This window comes from Serratia sp. OS31, from assembly GCF_014164835.1.
In the GTDB taxonomy this organism is placed as follows: domain Bacteria; phylum Pseudomonadota; class Gammaproteobacteria; order Enterobacterales; family Enterobacteriaceae; genus Serratia; species Serratia liquefaciens_A.
Genome location: NZ_JACJFQ010000035.1, coordinates 1 through 24,797, shown reverse-complemented (window position 1 = coordinate 24,797; position 24,797 = coordinate 1). Strand labels below are relative to the sequence as shown.

General features: G+C 58.9%; 24 protein-coding genes. 13 read left to right on the top strand and 11 right to left on the bottom strand.

Going from position 1 to position 24,797, the window contains the following annotated elements; all coding sequences use genetic code 11:
* Positions 1-36 precede the first annotated feature (36 nt).
* From hypE to hypA, 5 genes are read right to left on the bottom strand one after another with little or no spacing between them, the layout of a single operon-like run.
* Positions 37-1,050, bottom strand: coding sequence for a hydrogenase expression/formation protein HypE (gene hypE, locus H5P17_RS22365; protein ID WP_182825296.1), 1,014 nt, complete (start codon positions 1,048-1,050; stop codon positions 37-39).
* Positions 1,047-2,174, bottom strand: coding sequence for a hydrogenase formation protein HypD (hypD, locus tag H5P17_RS22360; protein WP_182825295.1), 1,128 nt, complete (start codon positions 2,172-2,174; stop codon positions 1,047-1,049). The genes hypE and hypD overlap by 4 nt, the downstream gene beginning before the upstream one ends.
* Positions 2,158-2,454: a HypC/HybG/HupF family hydrogenase formation chaperone gene (gene hypC, locus H5P17_RS22355; protein ID WP_182825293.1), complete on the bottom strand. Its 297-nt coding sequence runs from the start codon at positions 2,452-2,454 to the stop codon at positions 2,158-2,160. The genes hypD and hypC overlap by 17 nt, the downstream gene beginning before the upstream one ends.
* Positions 2,445-3,239 (bottom strand): hydrogenase nickel incorporation protein HypB, encoded by a 795-nt coding sequence (hypB, locus tag H5P17_RS22350; protein ID WP_044551149.1) that lies wholly within the window; start codon positions 3,237-3,239, stop codon positions 2,445-2,447. Before hypB ends, hypC begins: the two co-directional genes overlap by 10 nt.
* Before the next feature lie 17 nt (positions 3,240-3,256).
* Positions 3,257-3,601, bottom strand: a complete 345-nt coding sequence (gene hypA / locus H5P17_RS22345; protein ID WP_182825291.1) for a hydrogenase maturation nickel metallochaperone HypA — start codon at positions 3,599-3,601, stop codon at positions 3,257-3,259.
* A gap of 262 nt (positions 3,602-3,863) precedes the next feature.
* Between hypA and hycA the strand changes: the two genes are divergently transcribed.
* The 13 genes from hycA (at position 3,864) to H5P17_RS22280 (ending at position 18,224) form a co-directional block, all read left to right on the top strand.
* Positions 3,864-4,331: a formate hydrogenlyase regulator HycA gene (hycA, locus tag H5P17_RS22340; RefSeq protein WP_020826910.1), complete on the top strand. Its 468-nt coding sequence runs from the start codon at positions 3,864-3,866 to the stop codon at positions 4,329-4,331.
* Positions 4,332-4,418: 87 nt separating this feature from the next.
* Entirely contained in the window at positions 4,419-5,033 is a 615-nt protein-coding gene (locus H5P17_RS22335; protein ID WP_182825289.1) for a 4Fe-4S dicluster domain-containing protein, read from the top strand.
* The gene (locus H5P17_RS22330) at positions 5,033-6,901 is read left to right on the top strand and encodes a proton-conducting transporter membrane subunit (protein ID WP_182825287.1); all 1,869 of its coding nucleotides are present in this window, start codon (positions 5,033-5,035) and stop codon (positions 6,899-6,901) included. The genes H5P17_RS22335 and H5P17_RS22330 overlap by 1 nt, the downstream gene beginning before the upstream one ends.
* A 10-nt stretch (positions 6,902-6,911) precedes the next feature.
* Positions 6,912-7,847: a respiratory chain complex I subunit 1 family protein gene (locus tag H5P17_RS22325; protein ID WP_304621584.1), complete on the top strand. Its 936-nt coding sequence runs from the start codon at positions 6,912-6,914 to the stop codon at positions 7,845-7,847.
* A gap of 22 nt (positions 7,848-7,869) precedes the next feature.
* Positions 7,870-9,573, top strand: coding sequence for an NADH-quinone oxidoreductase subunit C (locus tag H5P17_RS22320; protein WP_182825283.1), 1,704 nt, complete (start codon positions 7,870-7,872; stop codon positions 9,571-9,573).
* 12 nt (positions 9,574-9,585) lie between these two features.
* Entirely contained in the window at positions 9,586-10,131 is a 546-nt protein-coding gene (locus H5P17_RS22315; RefSeq protein WP_182825281.1) for a formate hydrogenlyase complex iron-sulfur subunit, read from the top strand.
* Positions 10,128-10,925, top strand: coding sequence for an NADH-quinone oxidoreductase subunit B family protein (locus tag H5P17_RS22310; protein ID WP_182825279.1), 798 nt, complete (start codon positions 10,128-10,130; stop codon positions 10,923-10,925). Before H5P17_RS22315 ends, H5P17_RS22310 begins: the two co-directional genes overlap by 4 nt.
* Entirely contained in the window at positions 10,922-11,338 is a 417-nt protein-coding gene (locus tag H5P17_RS22305) for a formate hydrogenlyase maturation HycH family protein (RefSeq protein WP_182825277.1), read from the top strand. The genes H5P17_RS22310 and H5P17_RS22305 overlap by 4 nt, the downstream gene beginning before the upstream one ends.
* Positions 11,331-11,801: a hydrogenase maturation peptidase HycI gene (gene hycI, locus H5P17_RS22300; protein WP_182825275.1), complete on the top strand. Its 471-nt coding sequence runs from the start codon at positions 11,331-11,333 to the stop codon at positions 11,799-11,801. Before H5P17_RS22305 ends, hycI begins: the two co-directional genes overlap by 8 nt.
* A 161-nt stretch (positions 11,802-11,962) precedes the next feature.
* On the top strand, positions 11,963-12,505 hold the full coding sequence (gene hydN, locus H5P17_RS22295) for an electron transport protein HydN (RefSeq protein ID WP_044551128.1): 543 nt from the start codon (positions 11,963-11,965) through the stop codon (positions 12,503-12,505).
* An 11-nt stretch (positions 12,506-12,516) separates the two neighbouring features.
* Positions 12,517-14,673, top strand: coding sequence for a formate dehydrogenase subunit alpha (gene fdhF, locus H5P17_RS22290; RefSeq protein ID WP_182825273.1), 2,157 nt, complete (start codon positions 12,517-12,519; stop codon positions 14,671-14,673).
* A 213-nt stretch (positions 14,674-14,886) separates the two neighbouring features.
* The gene (hypF, locus tag H5P17_RS22285; protein ID WP_182825271.1) at positions 14,887-17,199 is read left to right on the top strand and encodes a carbamoyltransferase HypF; all 2,313 of its coding nucleotides are present in this window, start codon (positions 14,887-14,889) and stop codon (positions 17,197-17,199) included.
* Complete coding sequence (locus H5P17_RS22280; RefSeq protein WP_044551123.1) at positions 17,193-18,224, top strand: HoxN/HupN/NixA family nickel/cobalt transporter; 1,032 nt, start codon at positions 17,193-17,195, stop codon at positions 18,222-18,224. Before hypF ends, H5P17_RS22280 begins: the two co-directional genes overlap by 7 nt.
* A 40-nt stretch (positions 18,225-18,264) precedes the next feature.
* Here H5P17_RS22280 and H5P17_RS22275 read toward each other — a convergent pair whose 3' ends face one another.
* The 6 genes from H5P17_RS22275 to H5P17_RS22250 form a co-directional block, all read right to left on the bottom strand.
* A complete protein-coding gene (locus H5P17_RS22275) occupies positions 18,265-19,473 on the bottom strand; it encodes an MFS transporter (RefSeq protein ID WP_182825269.1) in 1,209 nt (402 codons plus the stop codon).
* A gap of 227 nt (positions 19,474-19,700) precedes the next feature.
* Complete coding sequence (locus H5P17_RS22270) at positions 19,701-20,699, bottom strand: VOC family protein (RefSeq protein ID WP_182825267.1); 999 nt, start codon at positions 20,697-20,699, stop codon at positions 19,701-19,703.
* A 41-nt stretch (positions 20,700-20,740) separates the two neighbouring features.
* Complete coding sequence (locus H5P17_RS22265) at positions 20,741-22,228, bottom strand: aldehyde dehydrogenase family protein (protein WP_182825265.1); 1,488 nt, start codon at positions 22,226-22,228, stop codon at positions 20,741-20,743.
* A 42-nt stretch (positions 22,229-22,270) separates the two neighbouring features.
* A complete protein-coding gene (locus tag H5P17_RS22260; RefSeq protein ID WP_182825263.1) occupies positions 22,271-23,116 on the bottom strand; it encodes a fumarylacetoacetate hydrolase family protein in 846 nt (281 codons plus the stop codon).
* Positions 23,113-23,853 carry a GntR family transcriptional regulator gene (locus H5P17_RS22255; RefSeq protein ID WP_182825261.1) on the bottom strand — a complete coding sequence of 247 codons (741 nt, stop codon included), beginning with the start codon at positions 23,851-23,853 and terminating at the stop codon, positions 23,113-23,115. The genes H5P17_RS22260 and H5P17_RS22255 overlap by 4 nt, the downstream gene beginning before the upstream one ends.
* Before the next feature lie 23 nt (positions 23,854-23,876).
* Complete coding sequence (locus tag H5P17_RS22250; protein WP_182825259.1) at positions 23,877-24,656, bottom strand: SDR family oxidoreductase; 780 nt, start codon at positions 24,654-24,656, stop codon at positions 23,877-23,879.
* Positions 24,657-24,797 lie beyond the last annotated feature (141 nt).

The window sequence follows — 24,797 nt, the reverse complement described above, 5'->3', positions numbered from 1 at the left end:
TGTAACGCTGGCCGGCGGCGTTCTCCCCCGACGGGATCAACAAATCCGCGGCAAAGGCTCGGCATGTGGCAAATCCAACCGGCGGCTGATGCCATAAGCGCCCTGCAGTCTTACCTGTCGCCCAGCCGTCACTTTGCCAATCATCGCCGCGCCTGCGCCCAATGGGTGAGCACGCAAGGCGCAGAGCACGTCCTGTGCGGCTTGTGGTGCGGCCACGATCACCAGTTTTCCCTCGTTGGCAAAATTAATGGCGTCCAGCCCCAGCAATTCGCAAATGCCTCGCACTGCCGGGGCGATCGGCAACAGGCTTTCTTCCACCTCGATGCCCACGCCCGCCGCACGGGAGAACTCATGCAAAATGGCATTCACCCCGCCACGGGTCGCATCGCGAATCGCCCGTACGCCGTGAATGGCACGCAGTGGCTCAATTAACGGCGTTAACACCGCACAGTCGCTGATCACGTCCAGAGACATACCCAGCTTTTCGCGCAGGTTGAGAATAGTTGCCCCGTGATCACCCAGGGTGCCGCTGACAATCACGGCATCGCCGACGCGGATATTTTGCGCCGCCCAGTTCAGGCCTGACGGGATCACCCCGATACCGGCGGTGTTGATAAACACTTTGTCGGCTGCACCACGCTGCACTACCTTGGTATCCCCGGTCGCAATGCGAATACCAGCCTGCTGCGCGGTGGCGGCCATCGAGGCGACCACGCGTTGTAAGTCGGGCAACGGCAAACCTTCTTCGAGAATAAAGCCGCAGGAAAGATAGCGCGGCAGCGCGCCGCTCACCGCCAGATCGTTGGCCGTCCCGCAGATGGCCAGCTTGCCTATGTCACCGCCCGGAAAGAAAATCGGGTCAATCACGTAACTGTCGGTGGTAAACGCCAGCCGATCGCCCTGCTGCGTTAACTCGGCCAGGTCTAATCGGGCCTGATCTTCACGCTGATCCAACTGCGGGTTGGCAAAGGCCGGCAAGAAAAGATCGTCCAGCAATTGCTGCATTGCCGCACCACCGCTGCCATGAGCCATAGTAATCACGTTGTTCATGCCGGCATCTCCTCTGTTTCGCGGCGATATTGGTACCAGGCAGCGCAGGCCCCTTCGGATGAGACCATCAGGGCGCCAAACGCGTTTTGCGGCGTACAACCGCGGCCAAACAGCGGGCAATCACGCGGTTTGCACCGCCCGGTGAGCACGTCTCCGCAACGGGATCGAGGATCGTCAGCCACTTGCCGCCGCTGCGGACGAAAACGACGTTCAGCATCAAAAGCCTGATAGGCTGGCGTAAGGGCAATGCCTGAGTCGGCAATGGTGCCCAGCCCGCGCCATTCGCTGCCGCCACCCAGCACAAAAACCTCGCTCATCGCCTGCTGTGCCAGCCGGTTGCCCTGTTCCGGCACCACCCGCCGGTATTGGTTTTCGGTTTGGCTTTGTCGGCCAAGGAACTGTTCGACCAGCATCAGCACCCCTTGCAAGATATCCAGTGGCTCAAAGCCGGTCACCACCAGGGGTTTGCGGTATTGCCCGCTGATAAAATGATAGGGCTCGGTGCCTATCACCATGCTGACGTGGCCGGGTGCCAGAAAACCGTCGATGTGCACATCCGGCTGTTGCAGCAGGCTGCGCAAGGTGGGGATCAGGCTGATGTGCTGACAAAATACGCTGAAGTTGCCCAGGCCTTCCTGCCGCGCCTGTTGCAGGGTAATCGCCGTGACCGGCATGGTGGTTTCGAACCCCAGGGCAAAGAACACCACCTGCCGCTGCGGGTTATTCCGCGCCAGCATCAGGGCATCCAACGGTGAGTAAACCACTCGCACGTCGGCACCGCGTTCGCGAGCCTGCAGTAAAGATCCCTGCTGGCCTGGCACCCGCAGCGCATCGCCGAAGGTGCAAAAAATCACTTCGGGGTGCCCGGCGATTTCGCAGCAGGCGTCAATGCGTCCCATGGGTAAAACGCAAACCGGGCAGCCGGGGCCATGAATGAATTCGATTTGCGCCGGCAGCAGCTTGTCCAGGCCAAAGCGGAATATCGCATGGGTATGGCCACCGCACACCTCCATGATTTGCAGCGGCCGATCGGCGGTAAACGGCAACTGCGCGGCGCGCTGCCAGATATGTTGCAGCAGGTTCTTCACCCGCTGCGGATCGCGAAATTCATCTACGTAATCCATGGTTATCCTCCCCCGCCAAAAACAACGCCACGTCCTGTTCCACTTCCCCCATCGCCTGCAGTGCCGCCAGCATTTCCTCGGCCTCTTGCTGATCGAGACGGCTCATCGCAAAGCCCACGTGGATCAACACCCAACACCCCAGTATCGCTTCTTTGGGTTCATCCTCCCGGCAAACCAACGCGATATTCACTTCGCGCTGTACGCCGCAGACTTCGGCCCAGGCGTGCTGAGGCTGATGCTGGTCCAGCGCCACGATCTGCCCGGGAATACCTATGCACATAGCTGCCGCTCCAGCCAGGCCATCCACTGGTCCATCCCTTCACCCTGAGTCGCCGAAAGGGTAATTATCTCGATGTCGGGATTAACCTGTCGGGCATTGGCGATACAGGCGTCCAGGTCAAACTTCAAGTACGGCAGCAGATCGACCTTGTTCAGCAGCATCAGACGTGCGGCGGCGAACATATGTGGGTACTTGAGGGGCTTATCTTCCCCTTCGGTGACCGACAGCACCGCCACCTTATGCCGCTCCCCCAGATCGAAGCTGGCTGGGCAAACCAGGTTGCCGACATTTTCGATAAACAACAGGCTGCTGGGTTTGAGCTCCAGGCGTTGGGCGGCTTCATGAACCATTTGCGCGTCCAGATGACAGCCTTTGCCGGTATTGACCTGGATCGCCGGCACGCCGGTGGCGCGGATACGTTCTGCATCGTTGGTGGTTTGCTGGTCTCCTTCCACTACCGCGCACTCACGCGCCCCGCGGAGCCGCAGCAGGGTTTCGGTCAGCAGCGTGGTTTTGCCTGAACCGGGGCTGGATACCAGATTCAACGCCAGGATCCGTTGCTCGGCAAAATACTGGCGATTGCGTTCGGCCAGACGATCGTTTTTATCCAACACCCGGGTTTCTATTTCCAGCATTCGCCGCTGACTGATGCCCGGCGCATGAGTGCCCGCCACTCCCAGTCCATAATGCAGGTCCCCCTGCAGAGACCGCTGCGGGCGAAACGGGACCTTTGCTTGCCCTTCAATCGTCAGTTCCCCATGGGCACAACCGCAAGTGCTGCACATGTTCTTTCTCCTTTCAGTTATTCAATTTCCAGACGTTTTATTTGCAACCCATCATCGGCCTGCACCCGCAGGTTTCTACCGGCGCAGAGCGGGCAGACCAGAACCTGCGGGATCAACAGCTCGACGTCGGCCTGGCAGTCATAACACCAGGACAAGGCTCGTTGTTCGATCAGATGCAACTCGCAGCCTTCGGCCAGGGTGTCGCGACAGACCATGTCAAAACAGAACCGCAGCGATTCCGCCTCCACGCAGGAAAATGCGCCAATTTCGAACCACACCGCGGTAATACGTTTCGCCCGATGTTGACGAGCCTGTTGCTGCATTATTTCCATCGCATGTTGGCACAAGGTTATTTCGTGCATCCGGCCTCCGTCTGGGGTGATAAAACGTTTCGTCACCCTGCACTGCAAATATGGTGCCAAAACCTATTCGGCATATTTGTCGAGTGTCATGACGTCGACAGTAATTAGCTGACAGTCGCACCGCTCACTGTAGAGGTTAATTCCATGACTGATGCTTGAATTAAAAGGAAATAATAAAAATTACCGGAGTCTGGCACGCTTTATGCTTTAAGTCGTTCACCCGAAGCGTTTCGACAATGACCATCCATTTTGAGTGACGACAATGAGTACTATCAGTGAAGTAACCAGCCAGGCCGATTATATCGCCAACAAAAGCAACCGCCTGATGGCGCAGTGGCAAACCTACCACAGCACCTTAATCAAAGCGGTAACCACCACTAAAAAGAAGATTAATCATCAGTTTACTTACGGTCAGGACGACGATCTGCGTTTTGTGCTGTTCAACCACTTCACGGTGAGCATTCAATTAAGTGAGGGGTTTTATAGCCGTGATATCTGCTATCGCATTAATTTGGCATCGCCGCACGAAGCCGAGAATTTCGCCCCCTTCGCCCATGCCTCGCTGGATGAAGACGGCAATATTGACGGCGTAATAAATAATCGCGACATGCCGGCGGTATTTGAACATTATCTGGATAAGATCGCCGTTATTTACCAATGCCTGTTTGACTCTCTGCATGACGGCCATGCCATTCATGACGCACTGAAAAAAATAACCCTGTCCGTCTGACTGTCGGCGTTACTCACCGACAGAAAACTGTCGAAACGTCATTTTTTACTGACGATTTCGTCATAAATGACGAAGCAAGGAGTGTGCATGAACCGCTTTATTATTGCGGACCCCAAATTGTGTATTGGCTGCAATACCTGCATGGCCAGTTGTTCTGCGGAACATCGGCAACAGGGTTTGCAGGCATTACCCCGCTTGCAGGTGATACGTAACGCCCGCGATTCGGCACCGGTGATGTGCCATCAATGTGAGGATGCGCCCTGCGCGCAGGTCTGTCCGGTAAACGCCATTCGCCATCAGGATGATGCCATCGTCCTGAACGAGAGCCTGTGCGTCAGTTGCAAACTCTGCGGCATCGCCTGCCCGTTCGGCGCCATTGGCTTCGGCGGCAGTACTCCGTTGGCGATCCCCACAGACTGCAACACACCGCTGGCCCTGCCTGCCGCCAAAGCGCCGCGGTCGGTCGCCGCCTTCCTGGATTGCGTGCCCGGTGTCCGCGCCGTGGCGGTGAAGTGCGACCTTTGCGCTTTCACCCCCCTGGGCCCCGCCTGTATCCGTACCTGTCCTACCCAGGCCATTCGCTTGGTCAGCGACCACGACGTGCGTAACGCCAGCGAACAGAAAAGGCGCAATGCCATGCAGGCGCTCAGCGCCGAGCTGCCGTTCGCTACCGCCCCAGAATCCCGCAAGGAGCCGAATTGATGTTCTACGCCATTGCGCCCGATCCATTGTCGTTGCTGACTCTGGCATTAGTCGGGTATCTCCTGTTCGCGTTGCTGAGCTGGCTGCTGGCCCCCTGGCCGCGCATCAATGCCTTGCTGGGTGGCGGCAGCTTGCTGTGTGCCATCGCCACATTGCTGGCCGCGGGGCAAATGCTGTTGGCACCGCTGCACAGTGCCCGTTTGCCCTGGTTGAATTATGCGGTGGAAATCAGCGGCATTAACGCGCTGTTATTGCTGGTGATGGCTTTGTGTGGGATCTGTGCCGCGTTGTATCACATCGGAAGCGTCGCGAAGCTGAATGCCAGTGCACGTGGCCGGTTGGGCGGGCTGATCAATCTGATGCTGGCAGCGCTGAGCGCCGCCGCGATCGCCGATAATGCACTGGCCTTGCTGTTGCTGTTAGAACTGGCGGCGCTGTGCGGCTATTTCTTGATTGTCCATGCCCCGAACGCGAAAAGTCTGCGGGCCGGGCACAGCCAGTTTTTGCTGATGCGCCTCGGCACCCTGCTGCTGGTTATCGCTTTCGCTCTGATTTATACCCACAGCCACAGCCTGCAATTCAGCGTGATCCGCGCTACGCCATTGCCGGACGCACTGCGTAACGGCGTATTCCTGCTGGCGTTGGCCGGGTTTGGCATTTTTGCCGGGGTGATGCCGCTGCATGCCTGGGTGCCTCAGTCCCACAGCAGCGCGCCCGCCTCTGCCGCCACGTTGTTTTCCGGCGCGCTGATGAAGGTTGGCCTGCTGGGGATCCTGAAGATTGGGCTGGATCTGCTGGGTACGCCGCCGCTGTGGTGGGGATTGCTGGTCCTGCTGTTGGCTGCCGGCACCGCGTTTTTTGGCGGGCTGTATGCGCTGATGGAACACGATCTGCGGCGCTTGCTGGCTTACCACACGCTGGAGAATATCGGCATCATCCTGCTGGGCATTGGCGGTGCCATGGTCGGCATGGCACTGCAACAGCCATTACTGACGGCGTTCTCCCTGATCGGGGGCCTGTTCCACCTGCTGAACCACAGCCTGTTCAAAAGCGCATTGCTGTTGTCGGCGGGCACCATCGAACAACAAACCGGGCTGAAGGACATGGAGAAAATGGGCGGGCTGGCACGGCTGATGCCCTGGACCGCCATTTCTCTGCTGATCGGCCTGGTGGCCATGGCCGCACTGCCGCCACTGAACGGTTTCGCCAGTGAATGGCTGATCTATCAGGGGCTGTTCCACTTCAGTGCGGCCCCTGGCTTTATTGGCCATCTGTTCGGCCCGCTGCTGGCGGTGGCGCTGGCCATGACCGGTGCGCTGGCAGTGATGTGCGTCAGCAAAGTGTTTGGCGTTGCCTGTCTGGGAGCCCCGCGCTGCGCCGCTGCGGCCCAGGCCTTGCCGGCTAACCTCTGCCTGACGCTGAGCCATGCGCTGCCCGCGTTGCTGTGTCTGGCTTGCGGTCTGGGTGCGCCCTGGATCATCCCACTGTTTGCCCGGCTGATCGGCATGACGTCCGAACAATCCCTCTCCGTATCCGGCACTTTGGTTTCTACCCCGTTGATCGCCATTTTGTTGCTGGCGATGCCGCTGCTGCCGCTATTGATTGCTGCACGTTATCAGACCCGTCGCCAACCTCGCCGGGTACAGGGTAGCGCCTGGACCTGCGGATATGGTCATGAGGAGGCGATGGTCATCACCGCCACCGGTTTTGCCCAACCGCTACGGGTGATGTTCGCCCCGCTCTATCAACTGCGCCGCTGGCTGCCGGAATCTTTGACCAACCCGTTACATTGTAACGCCTTCGTTGCCTTCTGCCGCGGCCTGGCCGCAGTGGAGCTTGCGGTGCTGTTGGTGGTGGCTTTTGCCTGAGGAAATGACAATGACCTATCCCAATGTGTTACTCGGTCTGGCGCAGGCCTTGCTGTTACTGGCCGTCGCCCCGCTGTTTGCCGGTATCAGCCGCGTGCTGCGCGCGCGGATGCATAACCGTCGTGGCCCCGGAGTACTACAGGAATACCGCGATATCGCCAAATTGTTGAAACGTCAGAACGTGGCGCCGGCGGCTTCCGGCCTGGCTTTTCACATCATGCCGTACTTGCTGACCGGCACCCTGTTGGCCATCGCCTGTGCGTTGCCCATGTTGACTGTCGCCTCGCCGCTGCCCGCTATCGGTGATGTGATCACCCTGATCTATCTGTTCGCCGTGGTGCGCTTTGTTTTTGCCATTGCCGGTCTGGATACCGGCAGTCCCTTTACCGCCATCGGCGCCAGCCGCGAAGCGGTGTTGGGCATTCTGGTCGAACCCACCCTGCTGTTGGGACTGTGGGTGACCGCTCTGGTGGCCGGTTCGACCCAGTTAAGCGCCATGGTGCAGAGCCTGCTGGCGTTGCCACACCACGCCTGGCTGCCGCTGCTGTTGGCCGCTTTGGCCTGTGCGTTCGCCACCTATATCGAGATGGGCAAGTTGCCTTTTGACCTGGCGGAGGCCGAGCAAGAGCTGCAGGAAGGCCCGCTGACGGAATATTCCGGTGCCGAGCTTGGCATTCTGAAATGGGGCATCAGCCTCAAACAATTGGTGGTGCTGCAGCTGTTCCTCGGCGTGTTTCTGCCTTGGGGGCAAGCGGCACAGTTCACCGCCGTTCACCTGTTGGCAGCGCTGGTCCTGGCGCTGTTCAAGCTGCTGTGCGCGCTGACGCTGATCGCGGTTATCGAAAATAGCGTGGCGCGTTTGCGCTTCCTGAAAACGGCCCGTACCACCTGGGCCGGTTTTGGACTGGCTTTTCTGGCGCTGGTTTCCTGGCTGGTCGTCGGCTGAATAATGACAAAGGCAATCAATAATGACTAACGAACATCAAGGCCAGCACTATCTGGCGGCGTTGCAGCAACAATTCCCGGCGGCCATGCTGGCAGCCGAATGGCAAACCGCCGATCAGTTGACCGTCACCGTCAAGCTCAACGCGCTGCCGGAAGTAGTTGAATGGCTTTATTACCAGCAAGGCGGTTGGTTATCGGTGCTGTTCGGTAACGACGAGCGCACGCTGTGCGGCCATTACGCGCTGTATTACGTTCTGTCGATGGAGCAAGGCACCAAATGCTGGATCACGGTACGTGCCGAAGTGGATGCCCAAACGCTGGAGTTCCCGTCCGTCACGCCGCGCGTCCCGGCAGCCGTATGGGGAGAACGCGAAGTCCGCGACATGTATGGCCTGCGTCCGGTGGGATTGCCGGATGAGCGGCGGCTGGTGCTGCCTGACGACTGGCCGGACGATCTCTACCCGCTACGCAAAGACGCGATGGACTATCGTCAACGCCCCGCGCCCACCACCGATGTGGAAACCTACCCGTTCGAGAGCCTGGCCGGTGCCAAAGCCAACGTGGTGCCGATTGGTCCGTTGCACATCACCTCGGACGAACCCGGTCACTTTCGCTTGTTTGTCGATGGAGAAGACATCATCGACGCCGACTACCGCTTGTTCTACGTGCACCGCGGGATGGAAAAACTGGCCGAAACCCGCATGGGCTATAACGAAGTCACCTTTCTGTCGGACCGGGTGTGCGGCATTTGCGGCTTTACCCACAGCGTGGCCTACACCAGCTCGGTCGAAAATGCGATGGGCATTCAGGTGCCGGAACGCGCCCAGATGATCCGCTCGATCCTGCTGGAGGTAGAACGCCTGCACAGCCACCTGTTGAATCTTGGCCTGGCCTGCCATTTTGTCGGCTTCGATTCCGGTTTCATGCAGTTCTTCCGCGTGCGTGAACAGTCGATGAAGATGGCTGAAATACTGACCGGCGCGCGCAAAACCTATGGTTTGAACCTGATTGGCGGTATCCGCCGCGATATTTTGAAAGAGGACATGCTGCAAACCCTGAAGCTGGCCGCGCAAATGCGCAGCGAACTGGTGGATCTGGTGGATATCTTGCTCAGTACGCCCAACACCGAACAACGCAGCGTTGGGGTTGGGCGCCTTGACCCCCAGGTGGCTCGTGATTACAGCAACGTGGGGCCGATGATCCGCGGCAGCGGCCACCGTCGCGATACCCGTATCGACCATCCGTTTGCCGGCTACGCCAAACTGCCGGTGGAGTTGTGCGTGGAAAGCGGCTGCGACGTCTATTCCCGCCTTAAGGTGCGCATTCACGAAGTGTTCAACTCGCTCGGCATCATCGAGTTCGGTTTGCAAAGCTTGCCGGGCGGGCCGCTGGCGGTGGACGGCTTCACCTATATTCCGCACCGCTTTGCCCTGGGCTTTGCCGAAGCGCCGCGCGGCGATGATATCCACTGGAGCATGACCGGCGACAACCAGAAACTGTTCCGCTGGCGCTGCCGGGCCGCGACCTATGCCAATTGGCCCACTCTGCGTTACATGCTGCGCGGCAATACGGTATCTGACGCCCCGCTGATCATCGGCAGCCTGGACCCCTGCTACTCCTGCACCGATCGCATGACCATCGTCGACGTACGCAAGCGTCAGTCCATCATCGTGCCGTACAAAGAGATTGAGCGTTATGGCATCGAGCGGAAAAACAAGCCGTTCTAACCGGAGCCCATCATGCTGAAACTGATTAAGAAAGTGCTGAAGACCGGCCCGGCCACCGTCGCCTATCCGGCCCGGCCGTTGGCCATTGACCCGAACTTTCGCGGCAAGCCCGAATACACGCCGCAGCAGTGCATAGCCTGCGGTGCCTGCGCCAACGCCTGTCCGTCCAACGCGTTGAGCATGACTCCCGATCTCAACACCGGCACCTTGCGCTGGCAGCTGTTTCTTGGCCGCTGCATCTTTTGCGCCCGCTGCGAGGAGGTGTGCCCAACCGCCGCCATTCGGCTTTCGCAGCAGTTCGAACTGGCGGTGTGGCGTAAAGAGGACTTGTACGAACAGGCCGATTTCGCCATTTGCCATTGCCGACAGTGCGGCAAACCCTATGCGGCGCAAAAGGAAATTGATTATGCGATGGCGTTGCTCGGGTTGAGCAGCTCGGAGGCGGCTACTCGTCGTGCGCAGTTTGAGACCTGCCCGGCCTGCAAACAGCAGCAAAACCTGACCCAGGCCGATCGTATTGATATCGGCCGCCATTTGACCCGGGAGGTCATCTCATGAATTCACCATTGATTGGCCCACGCGATGAAAATGGCCTGCCGGTGCCAATCACCCTCGACGACAGCATCGCCAAGCTGAAAACCACCCTGCTGCAGGATATCCGCCGCTCGGCCTATGTTTATCGGGTGGACTGCGGCGGCTGTAATGGCTGTGAAATTGAGATTTTCGCTGCCATTTCACCACTGTTCGACGCAGAACGTTTCGGGATCAAAGTGGTACCTTCCCCCAGACATGCCGATATTTTGCTGTTTACCGGTGCAGTGACCCGCGCCATGCGCATTCCGGCGATCCGCGCCTGGCAGGCCTCACCCGATCCTAAAATCAGCATCTCCTACGGTGCCTGTGGCAACAGCGGCGGTATCTTCCACGATCTTTACTGCGTGTGGGGCGGCACCGATCGCATAGTTCCGGTCGATGTCTACATTCCCGGCTGCCCGCCGACGCCGGCGGCGACCATTTACGGTTTTGCCATGGCGCTGGGCCTGTTGGATCAGAAAATCAAAGGCCACCAGCATGACGAAACCGACGGTGAAGCTACGCGCCTGTTGCACCCGCAGCTGCCCCAGCCGCTGCGAGTGCTGCTGGATCGCGAAGCCCGGCGTATGGCCGGTTACCGTTACGGTCGCCAAATCGCCGACCAGTTTATGCAACTGCTGGCAGCAGATGCTCCAGAACCGGTCGAACAGCGTATTGCCGCCTATCTGCACCAGCAAGATGACCTGCGCCTGAATGAGATCGTCGGCAACCTGCAGGGCATTTATCAACGGGTGCTGCGTGGGGAGCTGCGGTTATGACAGCTTCCCAAGGTCAGGTGGTGTTTTACTCCCTTAGCCGCAAGTTTGTGCAGGAAAAAAAGGCCCCGCCGAAGGCCCAGGAGGTGATCTATTACAGCCTGGCGATCGGCCACCATCTGGGGGTGATCGACTGTCTGGAAGCCAAACTCAATTGCCCGCTGGCGGGGTTCCACGCCTGGATAGCGCAGTTGCCGGCAGGCAGCACCGCACGGCGCAAACTGGAAGGGGTCGATCGGTTTGGCGAAATCTGTATCGACAACAGCCATACCCACCTGTTGGCTACGGCGTTGAGCCGTGCGGCTCCGCGAATGAATGCGGAACAGCAGAGCTGGAGCCAAAAGCTGATCGCCCTGTTGCAATCGATTGAAAACGAACCCGCCATTTACCTGATGGTCCGGAGGCATGATGACTGACGTTTTATTGTGTGTGGGCAACTGCATGATGGGAGATGACGGTGCCGGGCCACTGCTGGCTGAACTCTGCGCCAGTCAGCCTCCCGCTGGCTGGCAGGTGATTGACGGCGGCGCGGCACCGGAAAATGACATTGGGCATATTCGCGAGCTGCGCCCAGACCGCCTGGTGATCGTCGATGCCACCGACATGGGGCTCGCGCCGGGAGAAACCCGGGTGATCGACGAAAAAGACATTGCCGCCATGTTCATCATGACGACGCATAACCTGCCGCTCAACTTCCTGATCAACCAACTGCGAGAAGACATCCCGGAAATTACCTTTATCGGCATTCAGCCCGAGGTGGTGGCGTTTTATTACCCGATTGGCGCGGCGGTGAAACAGGCGGTGACGGTGCTCCATCAACGCCTGTTTCACTGGGCAGACAATGGCGGTTATCCGCAGCTGGAGGTGACGAATGTCTGACGCGGCATCGTCATTTATGTCGACCTGCTGTCGACTCCGGCGCCATAAAAATATAACCCTCTGCTTTTTAAGCATTTTCAAGGTTGGCATGTTTTATGCCTAACCAGAGCCACAACCTCTCTTTTGCCATACCCGGATGAAGGGTAACCCAGGAGTTATTGATGAACCGGTTTATCATCGCCGATCCCAAAAAATGCATCGGCTGCCGTACCTGTGAAATTGCCTGCGTGATGGCGCACAGCGAAAGCCAGGATATTTCGGCGTTGAACGCCACCAGCTTTGCCCCCCGCCTGCACGTGATTAAAGGCGTCAACGTCAGCACCGCTGTGCTTTGCCGCCAATGCGAGGACGCCCCCTGTTCCAACGTCTGTCCGAACGGCGCCATCAGCCGCACCAACGGCATGGTACTGGTGATGCAGGAACGCTGCATCGGCTGCAAAACCTGCGTAGTGGCCTGTCCCTACGGCGCCATGGAAGTGATCACCCGTCCGGTGGTCCGCCAGAACGGCGCGATGATGAGCGCCACCACCGAGAAAGCCGAAGCCCATAAATGTGACCTGTGCATCGGTCGCGACAGCGGCCCGGCCTGCATGGAAACCTGCCCAACCAAGGCGTTGCACTGCGTCGATCGCAACATGCTGCAGGAAATGAACGCCGAGAAGCGCCGCCGCGCCGCGCTCGACACTATGTCGTCACTGTTTTAGGAACTGAACCGATGAAAAAAATCACAACCGTCTGCCCTTACTGCGGTGCAGGCTGCAAAATGAAACTGGTGGTCGATAACGGCAAAATCATTCGCGCCGAGGCGGCTGACGGCGTGACCAATCAGGGTGAACTCTGTCTGAAAGGCTATTACGGCTGGGACTTCCTGAACGACACCAAACTGTTGACCCCGCGTCTGAGTCAGCCGCTGATCCGGCGGCAGAAAGGCGGCAAGTTTGAGGCCGTCAGTTGGGATGAAGCGATTAGCTATACCGCGCAGCGGCTACAGCAGATTAAAGACCAGCACGGTGCCAGCGCCATCATGCACACCGGTTCCTCTCGCGGGACCGGCAATGAAACCAACTATGTGATGCAGAAGTTCGCCCGCGCGGTGATCGGCACCAATAACGTCGACTGCTGCGCCCGCGTCTGCCACGGTCCGTCGGTCGCGGGTTTGCAGGCCACGCTCGGTAACGGTGCCATGAGTAACTCGATTGGCGATATCGAAAACTCCAAGTGCCTGCTGATTATCGGTTACAACTGTGCCGACTCGCACCCCATCGTGGCTCGCCGGGTGCTGAAGGCTAAAGAGAAAGGCGCGCAGATCGTCGTGTGCGATCCACGCCGGATAGAAACTGCACGTATTGCCGACCAGCATTTGCAGATCAAGAACGGCTGCAACATGGCGCTGGTGAATGCGTTCGCCTACGTGCTGATTGAAGAAAACCTCTATGACCGCGATTACGTGGCGAAATACACCGAGGGTTTCGAGGCCTACCGGCAGCAGCTGGCGGACTATGCGCCAGAAGCGGTGGAACACCTGACCGGCGTTATCGCTCAGCAGATCCGTCAGGCCATGCGCACCTATGCCAGCGCCCCTTCAGCCACCATCATGTGGGGCATGGGCGTGACCCAATTCGGCCAGGCGGTTGACGTGGTCAAAGGCCTCGCAAGCCTGGCGCTGCTTACCGGCAATTTGGGCCGCGCCAACGTGGGTGTCGGCCCGGTACGCGGACAGAACAATGTGCAGGGTGCCTGCGACATGGGCGTGCTGCCCAATGAGTTCCCTGGCTATCAGGCGGTCACCGATGCGGCCGTGCGCGCCAAATTCGCCGCGGCCTGGGGAATTGACGCCGCAAAAATGGATCCGAACGTCGGCTATCGCATCACCGAAATCCCGCACCTGGTGCATGAAGGCAAAGTGAAGGCCTACTACATCATGGGGGAAGACCCCTTGCAGACCGAGGCCGATCTGAGCCTGGTGCGCAGCGCGTTCGAAGCGCTGGAATTTGTGGTGGTGCAAGACATCTTTATGACCAAAACCGCCGAACAGGCCGATGTGATTTTGCCGGCCACTTCCTGGGGCGAGCATGGTGGCGTCTTCTCCTGCGCCGATCGCGGGTTCCAGCGTTTCGAAAAAGCCATTGAGCCGCAGTACAACGTCAAGCGCGACTGGGAAATCATCAGCCTGTTGGCCAGCGAAATGGGGTATCCGATGCACTACGAGGATAACCAGCAGATCTGGGACGAAATGCGCGAACTTTGCCCGCTGTTTTACGGCGCCACTTACGAAAAAATGGGCGAACTCGGTCACGTGCAATGGCCTTGCACTTCGCTGGAAAGTCAGGGGACGCCGTACCTGTACCAGGGTAACCAGTTCACCACGCCGTCCGGCAAAGGCCAATTATTCGCGACCACCTGGCGTGCGCCGGCCGAGATCCCGGATGCCGCTTACCCACTGGTGCTCTGTACCGTGCGTGAGGTTGGGCATTACTCCTGCCGTTCGATGACCGGCAACTGTGCCGCCTTGCAAACGCTGGCGGATGAGCCCGGCTTCGTGCAGATCAATCCTCAGGATGCCGCCGCACTGGGCATTGCCGACCAGCAACTGGTGTGGGTTGCCTCACGCCGCGGCAAGGTGATCAGCCGTGCCAACTATAACGAGCGTATTAACCTGGGTGCGGTGTATATGACCTACCAGTGGTGGATTGGTGCCTGTAACGAACTGACGCAGGAAAACCTGGATCCGATCTCCAAAACGCCGGAAACCAAATACTGTGCGGTAAAACTGGAGGCGATTACCGACCAGCACTGGGCGGAAAACTATGCGCAGCAAAGCTACAGCGATATGAAAGCTCGCCTGCGCCGCGCCGCAGAAGACGTGATGTAACCCCGTCATACTTGAAGCTGCATCTGTGTTGGCTGCAAGCGCTCACCCCAGTCACTTACTTAAGTAAGCTCCTGGGGATTCCCGCTCTTGCCGCCTTGATGCAACTCCAATTATTTAGGGAATATTAGAGAATACCAGGGAATAAATTGACAGGAGGCTACTCAGGGTTGTGCCTCCTGACAATTTATAAAAACCCACAGAGGGTAATAAACCATGTCCTATCCGGGGCTGCTGCTGCGTATCAGCGGCAAAGTACAGGGCGTCGGCTTTCGGCCTTTTGTCTGGCAGCTGGCCAATCAGCTCAATCTACGTGGCGAAGTCTGGAACGACAGCGCCGGGGTGGAGATTCGGCTGGTGCACCCCGTCGACCTTGAGGTGTTGCTGCATTTGCTGTGCCAGCAGGCGCCGCCTTTGGCGCAGATCGACAACATTCGCCAACGGCCCTTCACCTGGCTGAAAAAGCCCGATGATTTTCGCATCCGCGCCAGCCAATGCGGTGCGATGACGACCCAGATTGTTCCCGACGCCGCGACCTGTCCAAAGTGTCTGCAGGAAATGAACGATCCGCAGGATCGGCGTTACCGCTACCCTTTTATCAATTGCACGCACTGCGGTCCGCGCTTCACCATTATTCGTGCCATGCCTTACGATCGCCCGGCAACCAGCATGGCGCCGTTCCGTCTCTGCTCGCCCTGCGCCCAAGAGTACCGTTCGGAGCACGACCGGCGTTTTCATGCCCAACCGGTCGCCTGTAGCGACTGCGGCCCTCAGCTGTTCAGTTTCACCGTTCAGGGGCAACCTCAGCATCAGGGGGAAGAAGCCCTGCAACAGGCGGTAGCCGCGTTGGCCGCCGGGCAGATTGTGGCCATCAAAGGGCTGGGCGGTTTTCACCTGGCTTGCGATGCTACCCAGACTCAGGCCGTAGCACGCCTGCGGCTACGCAAACGGCGCCCCGGCAAACCTCTGGCGGTGATGCTGCCGAATATCGACTGGCTGGCTCGCTGCACCAGTGGCATTGATCTGGCACGCGCGCAGACTTTGCTGGCGTCAGCTGCCGCGCCTATCGTGCTGATGCCCCACTCGGCCCATTCGCCGCTGTCTGAGGCTATCGCCCCGCAGTTGAACGAAGTGGGCCTGATGTTACCCGCCAATCCCCTTCACCATTTACTGATGCAGGAGATACAACGCCCCCTGGTGATGACCTCCGGCAATGCCAGCGGCCGGGCTCCGGCATTAACCCATAGCCAGGCTTTGGCTGATTTGGCCGGCATTGCCGATCTGTGGTTGCTGCACGATCGCGAAATCTTGCAGCGTGCCGATGATTCTCTGGTGCGCCTGCTGCCTGATGGCCATGAAATGCTACGTCGGGCGCGCGGGTTTGTTCCAGATGCCCTGCCATTGCCTCCTGGCTTCCCTGCACAACCCCCGCTATTGGCCGTGGGCGGGGATCGCAAAAATACCTTTTGCCTGCTGCAGGGAAATAAAGCCGTGCTCAGTTCACATTTTGGCGATCTGCAACAGGAAGATATTCAGCAACAGTGGCAGCAAGCCATGGCGCATTTTATGGCGTTGTACCATTGCCAGCCGCAGCGGTTGGCCAGCGACGCTCATCCGGGTTACGTCAGTCACCAATGGGCCGCCCGGCAGAGGCTGCCGGTGACCCCGGTGCTGCACCATCATGCGCATTTGGCCGCGTGCCTGGCCGAACACCATTGGCCACTGGAAGGCGGAGCGGTTATCGGCCTGGCGCTGGATGGGCTGGGGTACGGGAAGGACGGCGCCCTGTGGGGCGGCGAATGCCTGCTGGTCGATTACCGTCGCTGTCGTCATCTGGGGGGACTGCCTGCGGTGGCGCTACCCGGAGGCGATCTGGCCGCGCAGCAACCCTGGCGCAATCAGTTGGCGCATTTTTTACGCTTCGTGCCTGACTGGCAAAGCAGCCCACAGGCCGAACGGCTATTGACTCGGGCCTGGCGCCCTCTGCTCCAGGCCATTAACGCTGGCATCAATGCACCGCTGGCCTCCTCCTGTGGCCGTCTGTTTGACGCGGCCGCCGCCGCGCTGGGATGTGCGCCTGAACGGCAAAGTTGGGAGGGTGAAGCCGCCAGCATTTTTGAGACGCTGGCCCACCAAAGCGGCCCTTGCTCTCATCCGGTTACGCTGCCACGTTGCGAAGAGCAGCTAGATTTGGGCGTGTTCTGGCGGCAGTGGCTGGCCTGGCAAGCGCCAACCGCTCAACGGGCCTGGGCGTTCCATGATGCTCTGGCGCAGGGATTTGCCGGCCTGGCCAAACATTTTGCCGCCGAGCATAACCTCCGGCACGTGGCGTTAAGCGGTGGCGTACTGCACAACCGCCTGTTACGCCAACGGCTGCAGCATCATCTGGCCCCGCTGCAGGTGCTATTGCCACTACAGCTGCCGGCGGGCGATGGCGGGCTGGCATTTGGTCAGGCGCTGGTCGCCTGTGCGCAACATACCCCCATGGCACGTTTACCCTTCCAAACCCAACAGGATGTAACATGTTAAACCGCGAGTTTTTCCATACCCATACCCGCGCCTTTTGGCTGTTGTTGACGTTAGTGGCGCTAAACCTGCTGGCATGGGGGGCGGCCTTTGCTGCCTTTCATCATCACCCGGCACTGATTGCCGCCGCGCTGCTGGCTTACGGTTACGGACTGCGCCATGCGGTGGATGCCGACCACATCGCCGCCATCGATAACGTCACCCGCAAGCTGATGCAACAAGGCCAACGCCCAGTTTCCGTCGGGGCCTTCTTCTCTCTGGGGCATTCCAGCATTGTGGTATTGGCCTGCATCGCGATTGCCGCCACCTCATTGGCTTTTGGCGATCGCATCGGCTGGTTGCATCAGTATGGCGCCACTTTGGGCACGCTGATCTCCTCCCTGTTCTTACTGGTGATGGCGTTGTTGAACTGGCTGATTTTTCGCGACGTTTACCGTATTTTCCGCCGAGTGAAGCGCGGTGAAACCCTGGTGGAGCAGGACGTGGCCCTGCTGGTGAGCGGCAGCGGCGGCGTAATGACTCGCTTGTACCGCTTTGCTTTTAATCTGGTGAATAAAAGCTGGCATATGTATTTAGTCGGTTTTTTATTTGGCTTGGGTTTTGATACGGCTACCGAGGTGGGCCTGCTCGGGATCTCCGCTACCGGTGCCACATCCGGCATGTCGGTGTGGTCAATTATGGTGTTCCCGCTGCTGTTTGCCAGCGGCATGGCGTTGATTGACTCACTGGATAATTTTGTGATGGTCGGCGCTTACGGTTGGGCGTTCAATAAGCCGATCCGCAAGCTGTATTACAACATGACCATCACCGCAACCAGCGTGGTTATCGCTGTGGTGATCGGCGGGCTGGAAGGCCTGGGGCTGCTGGCCGATAAGCTGGGGTTACAGGGTGGGCTGTGGCGAGGCGTCGAGATGCTCAATGACAACCTGGGCAGCGTCGGTTACGCCGCTATCGCGCTGTTTGTGGTGCTGTGGATCTTGTCCGCGCTTAACTACCACCGCAAAAATTATGATTCGTTAAGCGTCTAGTACGTTTACGGCAGCCAGAGATGACCGGGCTGCCGCTGCATTAAGAGAAGGTTGCTCCCCCCTGGGGCATCGAAGCAGCATGGAGCGTACGTCGGCCGAGAAGCACGATAATCGTCATCACAATTCCTGCAGCAATGGCGATGCCGAAACCTGCGCGTGCGCCATAAACGTCGATGATCAGCCCCGCCAGCGCGGCACCCAGCGCCACGCCAATGCTGATGCCGGTGGTCATCCATGTCAGCCCTTCGGTGAGTCTGGACGGTGGTACCAGAATAGTGCCAAGGTTCATCACTACTACCATGGTGGGGGCAAAGGACATACCGGCCACGAAAATGGTTGCCATCAGGATGTAAACGTCCGCAGAAAGGAGCGGCAACACGGACGTTGCCGCCGTTAGCAGTACCCCAATAAAGAACTGACGCTCTATTGGCAAGGTCACCCTGATCGCGCCGAAAGCCAGACCGGCAACCATGGAACCGAGCGCGTAGGCAGCCAGGATCAAACTGGCGGCCGTCGGCCACCCTTGTGCGTTGGCGAAAGCGACTACCGCCACATCGATAGACCCGCCAATCACCCCCATGGCTAAAAGTGCCAGCACGATGGTGCCAAGGCCCGGGATACGCAAGGTCGAGCCGCGGTGCTCAGTGGTGTTTTTGATCACTTTGGGCGCCGTTTGCCGTTGCAGAAGAAAAGCCGTCACGCCAATCACCAGCAACATTATCGCGGCAAGGGGCCCGGCTTCGGCGGCAATGCCTGTGCTCAAGCCAATAGATAAAGGGGGCCCAATAACGAAGGTCAGCTCCGTCAGCACCGTATCCAGCGAGAAGGCGGTGTGGAGTTGCGGCTTGCCCCGAAAAAGCTGTGTCCATCTCGCTCTTATCATCGCCGGCATGCTTGGCATAGTGCCGGCCAGCATGGCGAGAATACACAGCAACGGGACTGGGGCACGCATATGCGCAGCGGTTATCAACGCCAGCAGCATGGTAATGCTGAACGCGGTGACCCAGGGAAGCACCCTGTTCTGGCCAAGCCGATCGACCAGCTTCGATACTTGCGGACCAATGAGCGCGTTCGCCAGCGTAAATATACCGGCTACCGCACCCGCCAACCAATAGTGACCGCTCTGCTGTACCAGCATGGTGATAATACCGATGCCGATCATCGCCTGCGGCAAACGGGCAACCGAGCTCGCAATCACTAACCCCCCGACGCCGGGCGTAGTCAGAAGTTCGCGATAGGGATTAGCCATAACATCTCCGGTTCGTTATTCGGCATCGTGGCGGTATATCCGTATCGATGCCTTGTGCCACAACAACAGCGCTGTGGATAAACGGAGCCACGGCGGCTCCGACTGTCATTTCAGCCGGACCATATTGGTTGAAAAAAAACGGAAGTAAAGGCCGATGTTATTGCCCGGAGAGTTTCCGGGCTCAAGGCTATCCAAGGGTTATCCTGGCAGGGTTCGGGCATCGGGCCCTATTGGCGGGATAAGTACTCTTCCAGCACCAGCGGATAACCTTCGCCGCTCGGCTCAACCGGGGTATCGGCAAACGCGCTGGCTTCGGCAACCCATTTGCGCTGCGGCGGCAGCCCCCAGGGCAGCAGCTGCTGGCGCTGATCGGGTGCAAGAATATTGGTTTCCAGCTCAATATCGATTATCTGATAAGGGGTGTTGTGCAGCTCGATACGATGCCCGTCCGGATCCCGCAGATAAACATACAGGACGTGGCCCATACCGTGCCTGCCCGGCCCGCGTTCAATGCTGCTGCCGAAGCCCAGATTCCCGGCAGTGTCGCAGGCACGCAGGATCTCTTGCGAATCGGGAATGGTATAACCGAAGTGATGCAGACGCGGGCCGGGGCCATGCAGGTACACCAGATCCTGCGTGTTGCCTTTGCGTTGTAAAAATGCGGCCCCCATTCCACCTTCATTGAAATAGATGTCCGTGGCGCGGAAGCCCAGCTCCGTCATGTAAAACTCTGCGGCCCGCTGCACGTGGGGAGTATGCAACTGGAAGTGATCCAGTCGTTGGGCGCTGCCGCCACGGTACAGATGCACCTGATGGTGCAAACGCGGCACCACGGGCATTGAGGCGCACAGTTCGATCAGCGTACCGGTCGGATCGGTGAAATGCAGGGTTCGCCCCTGAAAAGGCACTTCCACCCAACAGTTCTCCAACCCTTGGCGGTCGAAAAACAGCTTGGCCAACTCCAGATCTTTTTCACGAAAAACACGCAGGCCAACGCGTTCGCAGTGGGGCTCTGCCTTGCTGAGCTTGATAACCAGACTGTGGTGGCAAGCCTCTTCCAGCCCGCGCAAATAGAGCCGGTCCTCTTCCCGATGGGTCAGCACCATGCCGATCACCTGGGTGTAAAACAGTTCACTGGCGGCCAGATCACGCGAAGTCAGCACCAGATGGCTGGCGCGGGTAATGGAAAACGGCGGATCGTATTCGGTGAGGGGCAATGCGGTCATTGTGATTCCTTAGCGGGACCGTGGCCCCGTTTCCGTGGGATTCAGTAGCACATGATGACGGATTTAAGTTCGGTATAGGACTCGATAAACGCGCTGCCGAACTCGCGGCCAATACCCGAGGCTTTCATCCCGCCGAACGGCACCGCCGGATCCATAATGGTGTGCGAATTTACCCACACCATCCCGGCTTCAATCCGCCGCATCAAATCCATCGCCTTGCTGAAATCATTGGTCCAGATACTGGCGGACAGGCCATAGGACGAATCATTCATCAAATGCAAGAGTTGCTCTTCATCATCAAACGGCATAAAGCTCAGCACGCCGGCGAAGGCTTCTTCACGCATCAGCGGATCGTCCTGACCGGTGGCACGGATCACCGTCGGGGTCACATAGAACCCGTCACCGTCCAGCACCGTACCGCCACTGAGGACCTGATCATGGCTGTGCGCCTGATCAAACATTGCCTTGATGCGGTTAAAATGCGCCTGGTTAGCCAACGGACCGTACTGCGTGGCTTCGTCCATCGGCGAACCTATTTGCAACGCCTCTACCCGGGCGATGACCTGCTCGACAATCTCGTCGAAACGCGACGCATGAATATAAAAGCGTTCGGCAGAGGAACAGACCTGCCCCTGATGTACCAGCCCGGCGAGCATAATGCCGTCCACCGCTTTCTGGCTATCAACGTCGGCAAGAAACGCCGCCGGGTTTTTCCCCCCCAGCTCCAGGGTGATGCGGGTCAAATCGGCTTTTATCGCCGCCTGGCCGATGGCGATACCGGCCGGAACCGAACCGGTGAAACTGACTTTATTGACTCGTGGGTGTTCGATCAGCCACTGTCCCACCTGGCGTTCGCCGTTGACCACGTTGAACACGCCGGCCGGCACCCCGGCCTGATGGGCCAACTGCGCCAAACGCAGCAGGGTCAAAGGTGCAAACTCACTGGGTTTGACCACGATGCAACACCCGGTGCACAAGGCGGCTGCAATTTTCCAAATGGCGATCATCACCGGGAAATTCCAGGGAATAATGGCCGCCACCACGCCCACCGGCTCGCGGTAAGTCATCGCGGTATATCGCTCGCCGTTGAAAGAAGGGATTGACGGTGCAAGGGTTTCACCGTGCAGTTTGGTGGCCCAACCGGCGTAATAACGAATGAAAACGCAGGTATGGTCAACCTCAAACAGCCTGGAAGAGCCGATCAGCTTGCCGTTGGTCAGGGTTTCTAACTGGGCGATCTCCTCTCTGTGGGCCTCGAGCAGATCGGCAAAGCGTAGCAGTATCTGCTGACGCTGGGCCGGCAGGCTTTCCCCCCATTTGCCCTTCAACGCCCGGTCAGCCGATTGCATCGCCTGCTCCACTTCGTCGGCCGTGGCGCAAGCCACACCGGCGATCGCCTGACCGTTGGCCGGATTGACCACCGGCAAGCGTTGTCCGCCCGCTGCCGGGATCAATTGTCCATCGATAAACTGCCCATGTTCCTGCGCCAGAAAGGCGGAAACCTGTGGAAGCACTTTGATATCAGCCATCGTAATCCACCTCGTTTGTCGGAAAAGAGTCCTTTAACGCCCTCAGGCGTCGTCAATCACTGGGTTACTCAGGGTACCGATGCCGGCAATCTCGACCTCCACCCGATCCCCTGCCTTCATCCAGACCGGTGGCTGTCGGAATGCGCCAACGCCACCTGGCGTACCGGTCACCAATACATCGCCCGGCAGCAGATCGGTAAATGCCGAGCAATACTCGATCAGCGCCGGGATCGAGAAAATCAGGTCATCGACACAGGCCTGTTGCATCACCTGCCCGTTGAGACGGGTTTCCAGCGTTAGCGCACGCGGATCGGGAATGTCGTCGGCACTGACCAGCCAGGGGCCAAAAGCCGCGGTGTGGCGGAAGTTTTTACCGGGAGTGAATTGCGAGCTGTGGCGCTGCCAGTCGCGCACGCTGCCGTCGTTGTAGCAGGCGTAACCGGCGATATGCTGCATGGCATCGCGCTGGGCAATGCGGCGCCCCCGTTTACCAATCACCACGGCCAGCTCGCCTTCATAGTCAAATTGAGTCGACTCCGGCGGAGCCAGCAGCGGCTGCTGATGCCCGACCTGCGAGGAAGGCAACCGCAAAAACAGCGTTGGCCTATCGGGTTCAGCACGGCCGGTTTCCAGCAGGTGCGGGCGATAATTGAGCCCCACGCAGATAATTTTGTCCGGGTTGGGCACCGGCGGCAACCAACTGACCTCGCTGGCCCTCAGGGTGGCCGGCGCATTCACAAACGGCTGGAACACGTTAAAACTGCCGGCGGCTAGCGCGCTGCGCACGTCCGGATAAGGCAATGACAGGCTGCAGTCGACAATCTCGTCGTTTCCGCGCAACAGGCCATAGCCTGCACGCCCCTGGCTAATAAAACTGACGATCTTCATTTGGCCTCCGGGTGCGCTGCCTCGCCGTTGAATGCGGTGCTGTCGGCCTGTTTGATGATCCGCTGCACGGTGCTTTGGTAGTGCTGGCTGAGCAGTTCGACGGCGCGGTCGGCGTCGCGTGCCAGCACCGCATCCATGATGGCCTGATGCTCACCGTCGACATCCCGCGGTGCATCCATTCCTTCCAGCTCATAACCGAACCGCAGGCGGCGATAGCGCTCCGACTGGTCGAACAGCAAATCGGAAAAGCGCAGCATCCACGGCGAATTACAGGCCATCAGCAGGCTGCGATGAAAGCTGTAATGGAGCAGGCTCCAGTTCGCCGAGTGGTCTTCGTCATCCATGCGTGGGCAGCGTGTCAGTCGGTGAAAGGCGGCGATAATCCCCGCTTCCCATTCGGCATCGCCGTTGGCAATCGCTAACCGCAATGCATGGGTTTCGATCAGTTGTCGATTGGCGGTAATGTCTTTCAGTTCGCTGAGCGACACCTCACTGGCACGAAAACCGCGTTGCTCGTGGGCGGTCACCAGCCCTTCAGTCACCAACCGCGACAGCGCCTCACGCACCAGCCCTGGGCTGATGTCCAGTTCAGCGGCGATATTGCCGATCACCAGTTTGCTGCCCGGCGAGTATTCACCGTTGATAATCCGACGACGGATCAGCGCCACGGCGGCACCGCTCAGGCTTTTGAAAGTACCGTTCTGCAATTGCAGGTTCTCTGTCTGTTTGCTGTTCATTCGCTGTTTTTCTCGTTGTACGGTTATAACAACGCTGGATAGGCGCCGCCGTCCAGGTGCATGTTTTGTCCGGTAATAAACCCGCTCAGGTCGCTGCACAGGTAAACGCAGGCGGCACCGAATTCGGCAGGCATGCCCATGCGTCCGGCGGGAATGGAGTCAATCTGGCGCTGACGCGCCTGCTCGAAGGTGATGCCGCTCTGTTTCATGGCCACCTGCGCCATCTGCTGCTGGCGAGGAGTATCAAAACGTTCCGGCAGCAGATTATTGATGGTGACGTTGTCGGCAATACATTCGCGGGATAGCCCTTTACAGGCGGCCGTCAGACCGGCGCGAGACGCAGCGGAAAGCGTCATGTGCGCACGCGGCGTACTGACCATGGCCGAGGTGATATTGATGATGCGACCAAATTTCCGCTCGCGCATCCCCGGCACCAAAGCACGGATCAACATCAGCGGTGCCAGTAAGTTCCCCTGCAGCGCCGACAGCCAGGTCTGCTCGTCAAACTCAAAGAAGTTCCCCGGCGGCGGCCCGGCATTATTGTTGACCAGAATATCCGCGTCTGGGCAGGCGGCCAGCAAGGCCTCGCGCCCCTCCGGGCGGGTGATATCACCGGCGACGGTGAACACGCGCCCGCCGGTCTCCGCTTTCAGCCGCTGCTGTGCAGCCAGCAAGCGTTCCTCGTCACGGCCATTTATCCAAACGCTGACCCCTTCCCTGAGCAGCGCAGCGGCGCAGGCATAACCCAAGCCACTGCTGGAGGCGCATACCAGAGCGCGTTTATCAGCCAGTTTCACATCCATAACTGTTTTCTCCTTCTTGCGAGGCAGCCCATGACTGAGCCGTGCGATGTTGCATAAATGTCATGCTATCGACAAAAAATAGTGACATCAACAAAAAATCTGTCTCTTATACTCCTCTCCGCGCCCACCAGACGTAGAAAT

Bases quoted from the DNA above. Each gene is read 5' to 3' on its own strand.
- hycA (WP_020826910.1), top strand. From the start codon at position 3,864: ATGAGTACTATCAGTGAAGTAACCAGCCAGGCCGATTATATCGCCAAC.
- hypA (WP_182825291.1), bottom strand. From the start codon at position 3,601: ATGCACGAAATAACCTTGTGCCAACATGCGATGGAAATAATGCAGCAA.
- H5P17_RS22335 (WP_182825289.1), top strand. From the start codon at position 4,419: ATGAACCGCTTTATTATTGCGGACCCCAAATTGTGTATTGGCTGCAAT.
- H5P17_RS22310 (WP_182825279.1), top strand. From the start codon at position 10,128: ATGAATTCACCATTGATTGGCCCACGCGATGAAAATGGCCTGCCGGTG.
- H5P17_RS22320 (WP_182825283.1), top strand. From the start codon at position 7,870: ATGACTAACGAACATCAAGGCCAGCACTATCTGGCGGCGTTGCAGCAA.
- hypC (WP_182825293.1), bottom strand. From the start codon at position 2,454: ATGTGCATAGGTATTCCCGGGCAGATCGTGGCGCTGGACCAGCATCAG.
- hydN (WP_044551128.1), top strand. From the start codon at position 11,963: ATGAACCGGTTTATCATCGCCGATCCCAAAAAATGCATCGGCTGCCGT.
- hypE (WP_182825296.1), bottom strand. From the start codon at position 1,050: ATGAACAACGTGATTACTATGGCTCATGGCAGCGGTGGTGCGGCAATG.
- H5P17_RS22275 (WP_182825269.1), bottom strand. From the start codon at position 19,473: ATGGCTAATCCCTATCGCGAACTTCTGACTACGCCCGGCGTCGGGGGG.
- hypB (WP_044551149.1), bottom strand. From the start codon at position 3,239: ATGTGCAGCACTTGCGGTTGTGCCCATGGGGAACTGACGATTGAAGGG.
- hypF (WP_182825271.1), top strand. From the start codon at position 14,887: ATGTCCTATCCGGGGCTGCTGCTGCGTATCAGCGGCAAAGTACAGGGC.
- H5P17_RS22260 (WP_182825263.1), bottom strand. From the start codon at position 23,116: ATGAAGATCGTCAGTTTTATTAGCCAGGGGCGTGCAGGCTATGGCCTG.
- fdhF (WP_182825273.1), top strand. From the start codon at position 12,517: ATGAAAAAAATCACAACCGTCTGCCCTTACTGCGGTGCAGGCTGCAAA.
- H5P17_RS22280 (WP_044551123.1), top strand. From the start codon at position 17,193: ATGTTAAACCGCGAGTTTTTCCATACCCATACCCGCGCCTTTTGGCTG.
- H5P17_RS22315 (WP_182825281.1), top strand. From the start codon at position 9,586: ATGCTGAAACTGATTAAGAAAGTGCTGAAGACCGGCCCGGCCACCGTC.
- H5P17_RS22265 (WP_182825265.1), bottom strand. From the start codon at position 22,228: ATGGCTGATATCAAAGTGCTTCCACAGGTTTCCGCCTTTCTGGCGCAG.
- H5P17_RS22330 (WP_182825287.1), top strand. From the start codon at position 5,033: ATGTTCTACGCCATTGCGCCCGATCCATTGTCGTTGCTGACTCTGGCA.
- H5P17_RS22250 (WP_182825259.1), bottom strand. From the start codon at position 24,656: ATGGATGTGAAACTGGCTGATAAACGCGCTCTGGTATGCGCCTCCAGC.
- H5P17_RS22255 (WP_182825261.1), bottom strand. From the start codon at position 23,853: ATGAACAGCAAACAGACAGAGAACCTGCAATTGCAGAACGGTACTTTC.
- H5P17_RS22270 (WP_182825267.1), bottom strand. From the start codon at position 20,699: ATGACCGCATTGCCCCTCACCGAATACGATCCGCCGTTTTCCATTACC.
- hypD (WP_182825295.1), bottom strand. From the start codon at position 2,174: ATGGATTACGTAGATGAATTTCGCGATCCGCAGCGGGTGAAGAACCTG.
- H5P17_RS22305 (WP_182825277.1), top strand. From the start codon at position 10,922: ATGACAGCTTCCCAAGGTCAGGTGGTGTTTTACTCCCTTAGCCGCAAG.
- hycI (WP_182825275.1), top strand. From the start codon at position 11,331: ATGACTGACGTTTTATTGTGTGTGGGCAACTGCATGATGGGAGATGAC.
- H5P17_RS22325 (WP_304621584.1), top strand. From the start codon at position 6,912: ATGACCTATCCCAATGTGTTACTCGGTCTGGCGCAGGCCTTGCTGTTA.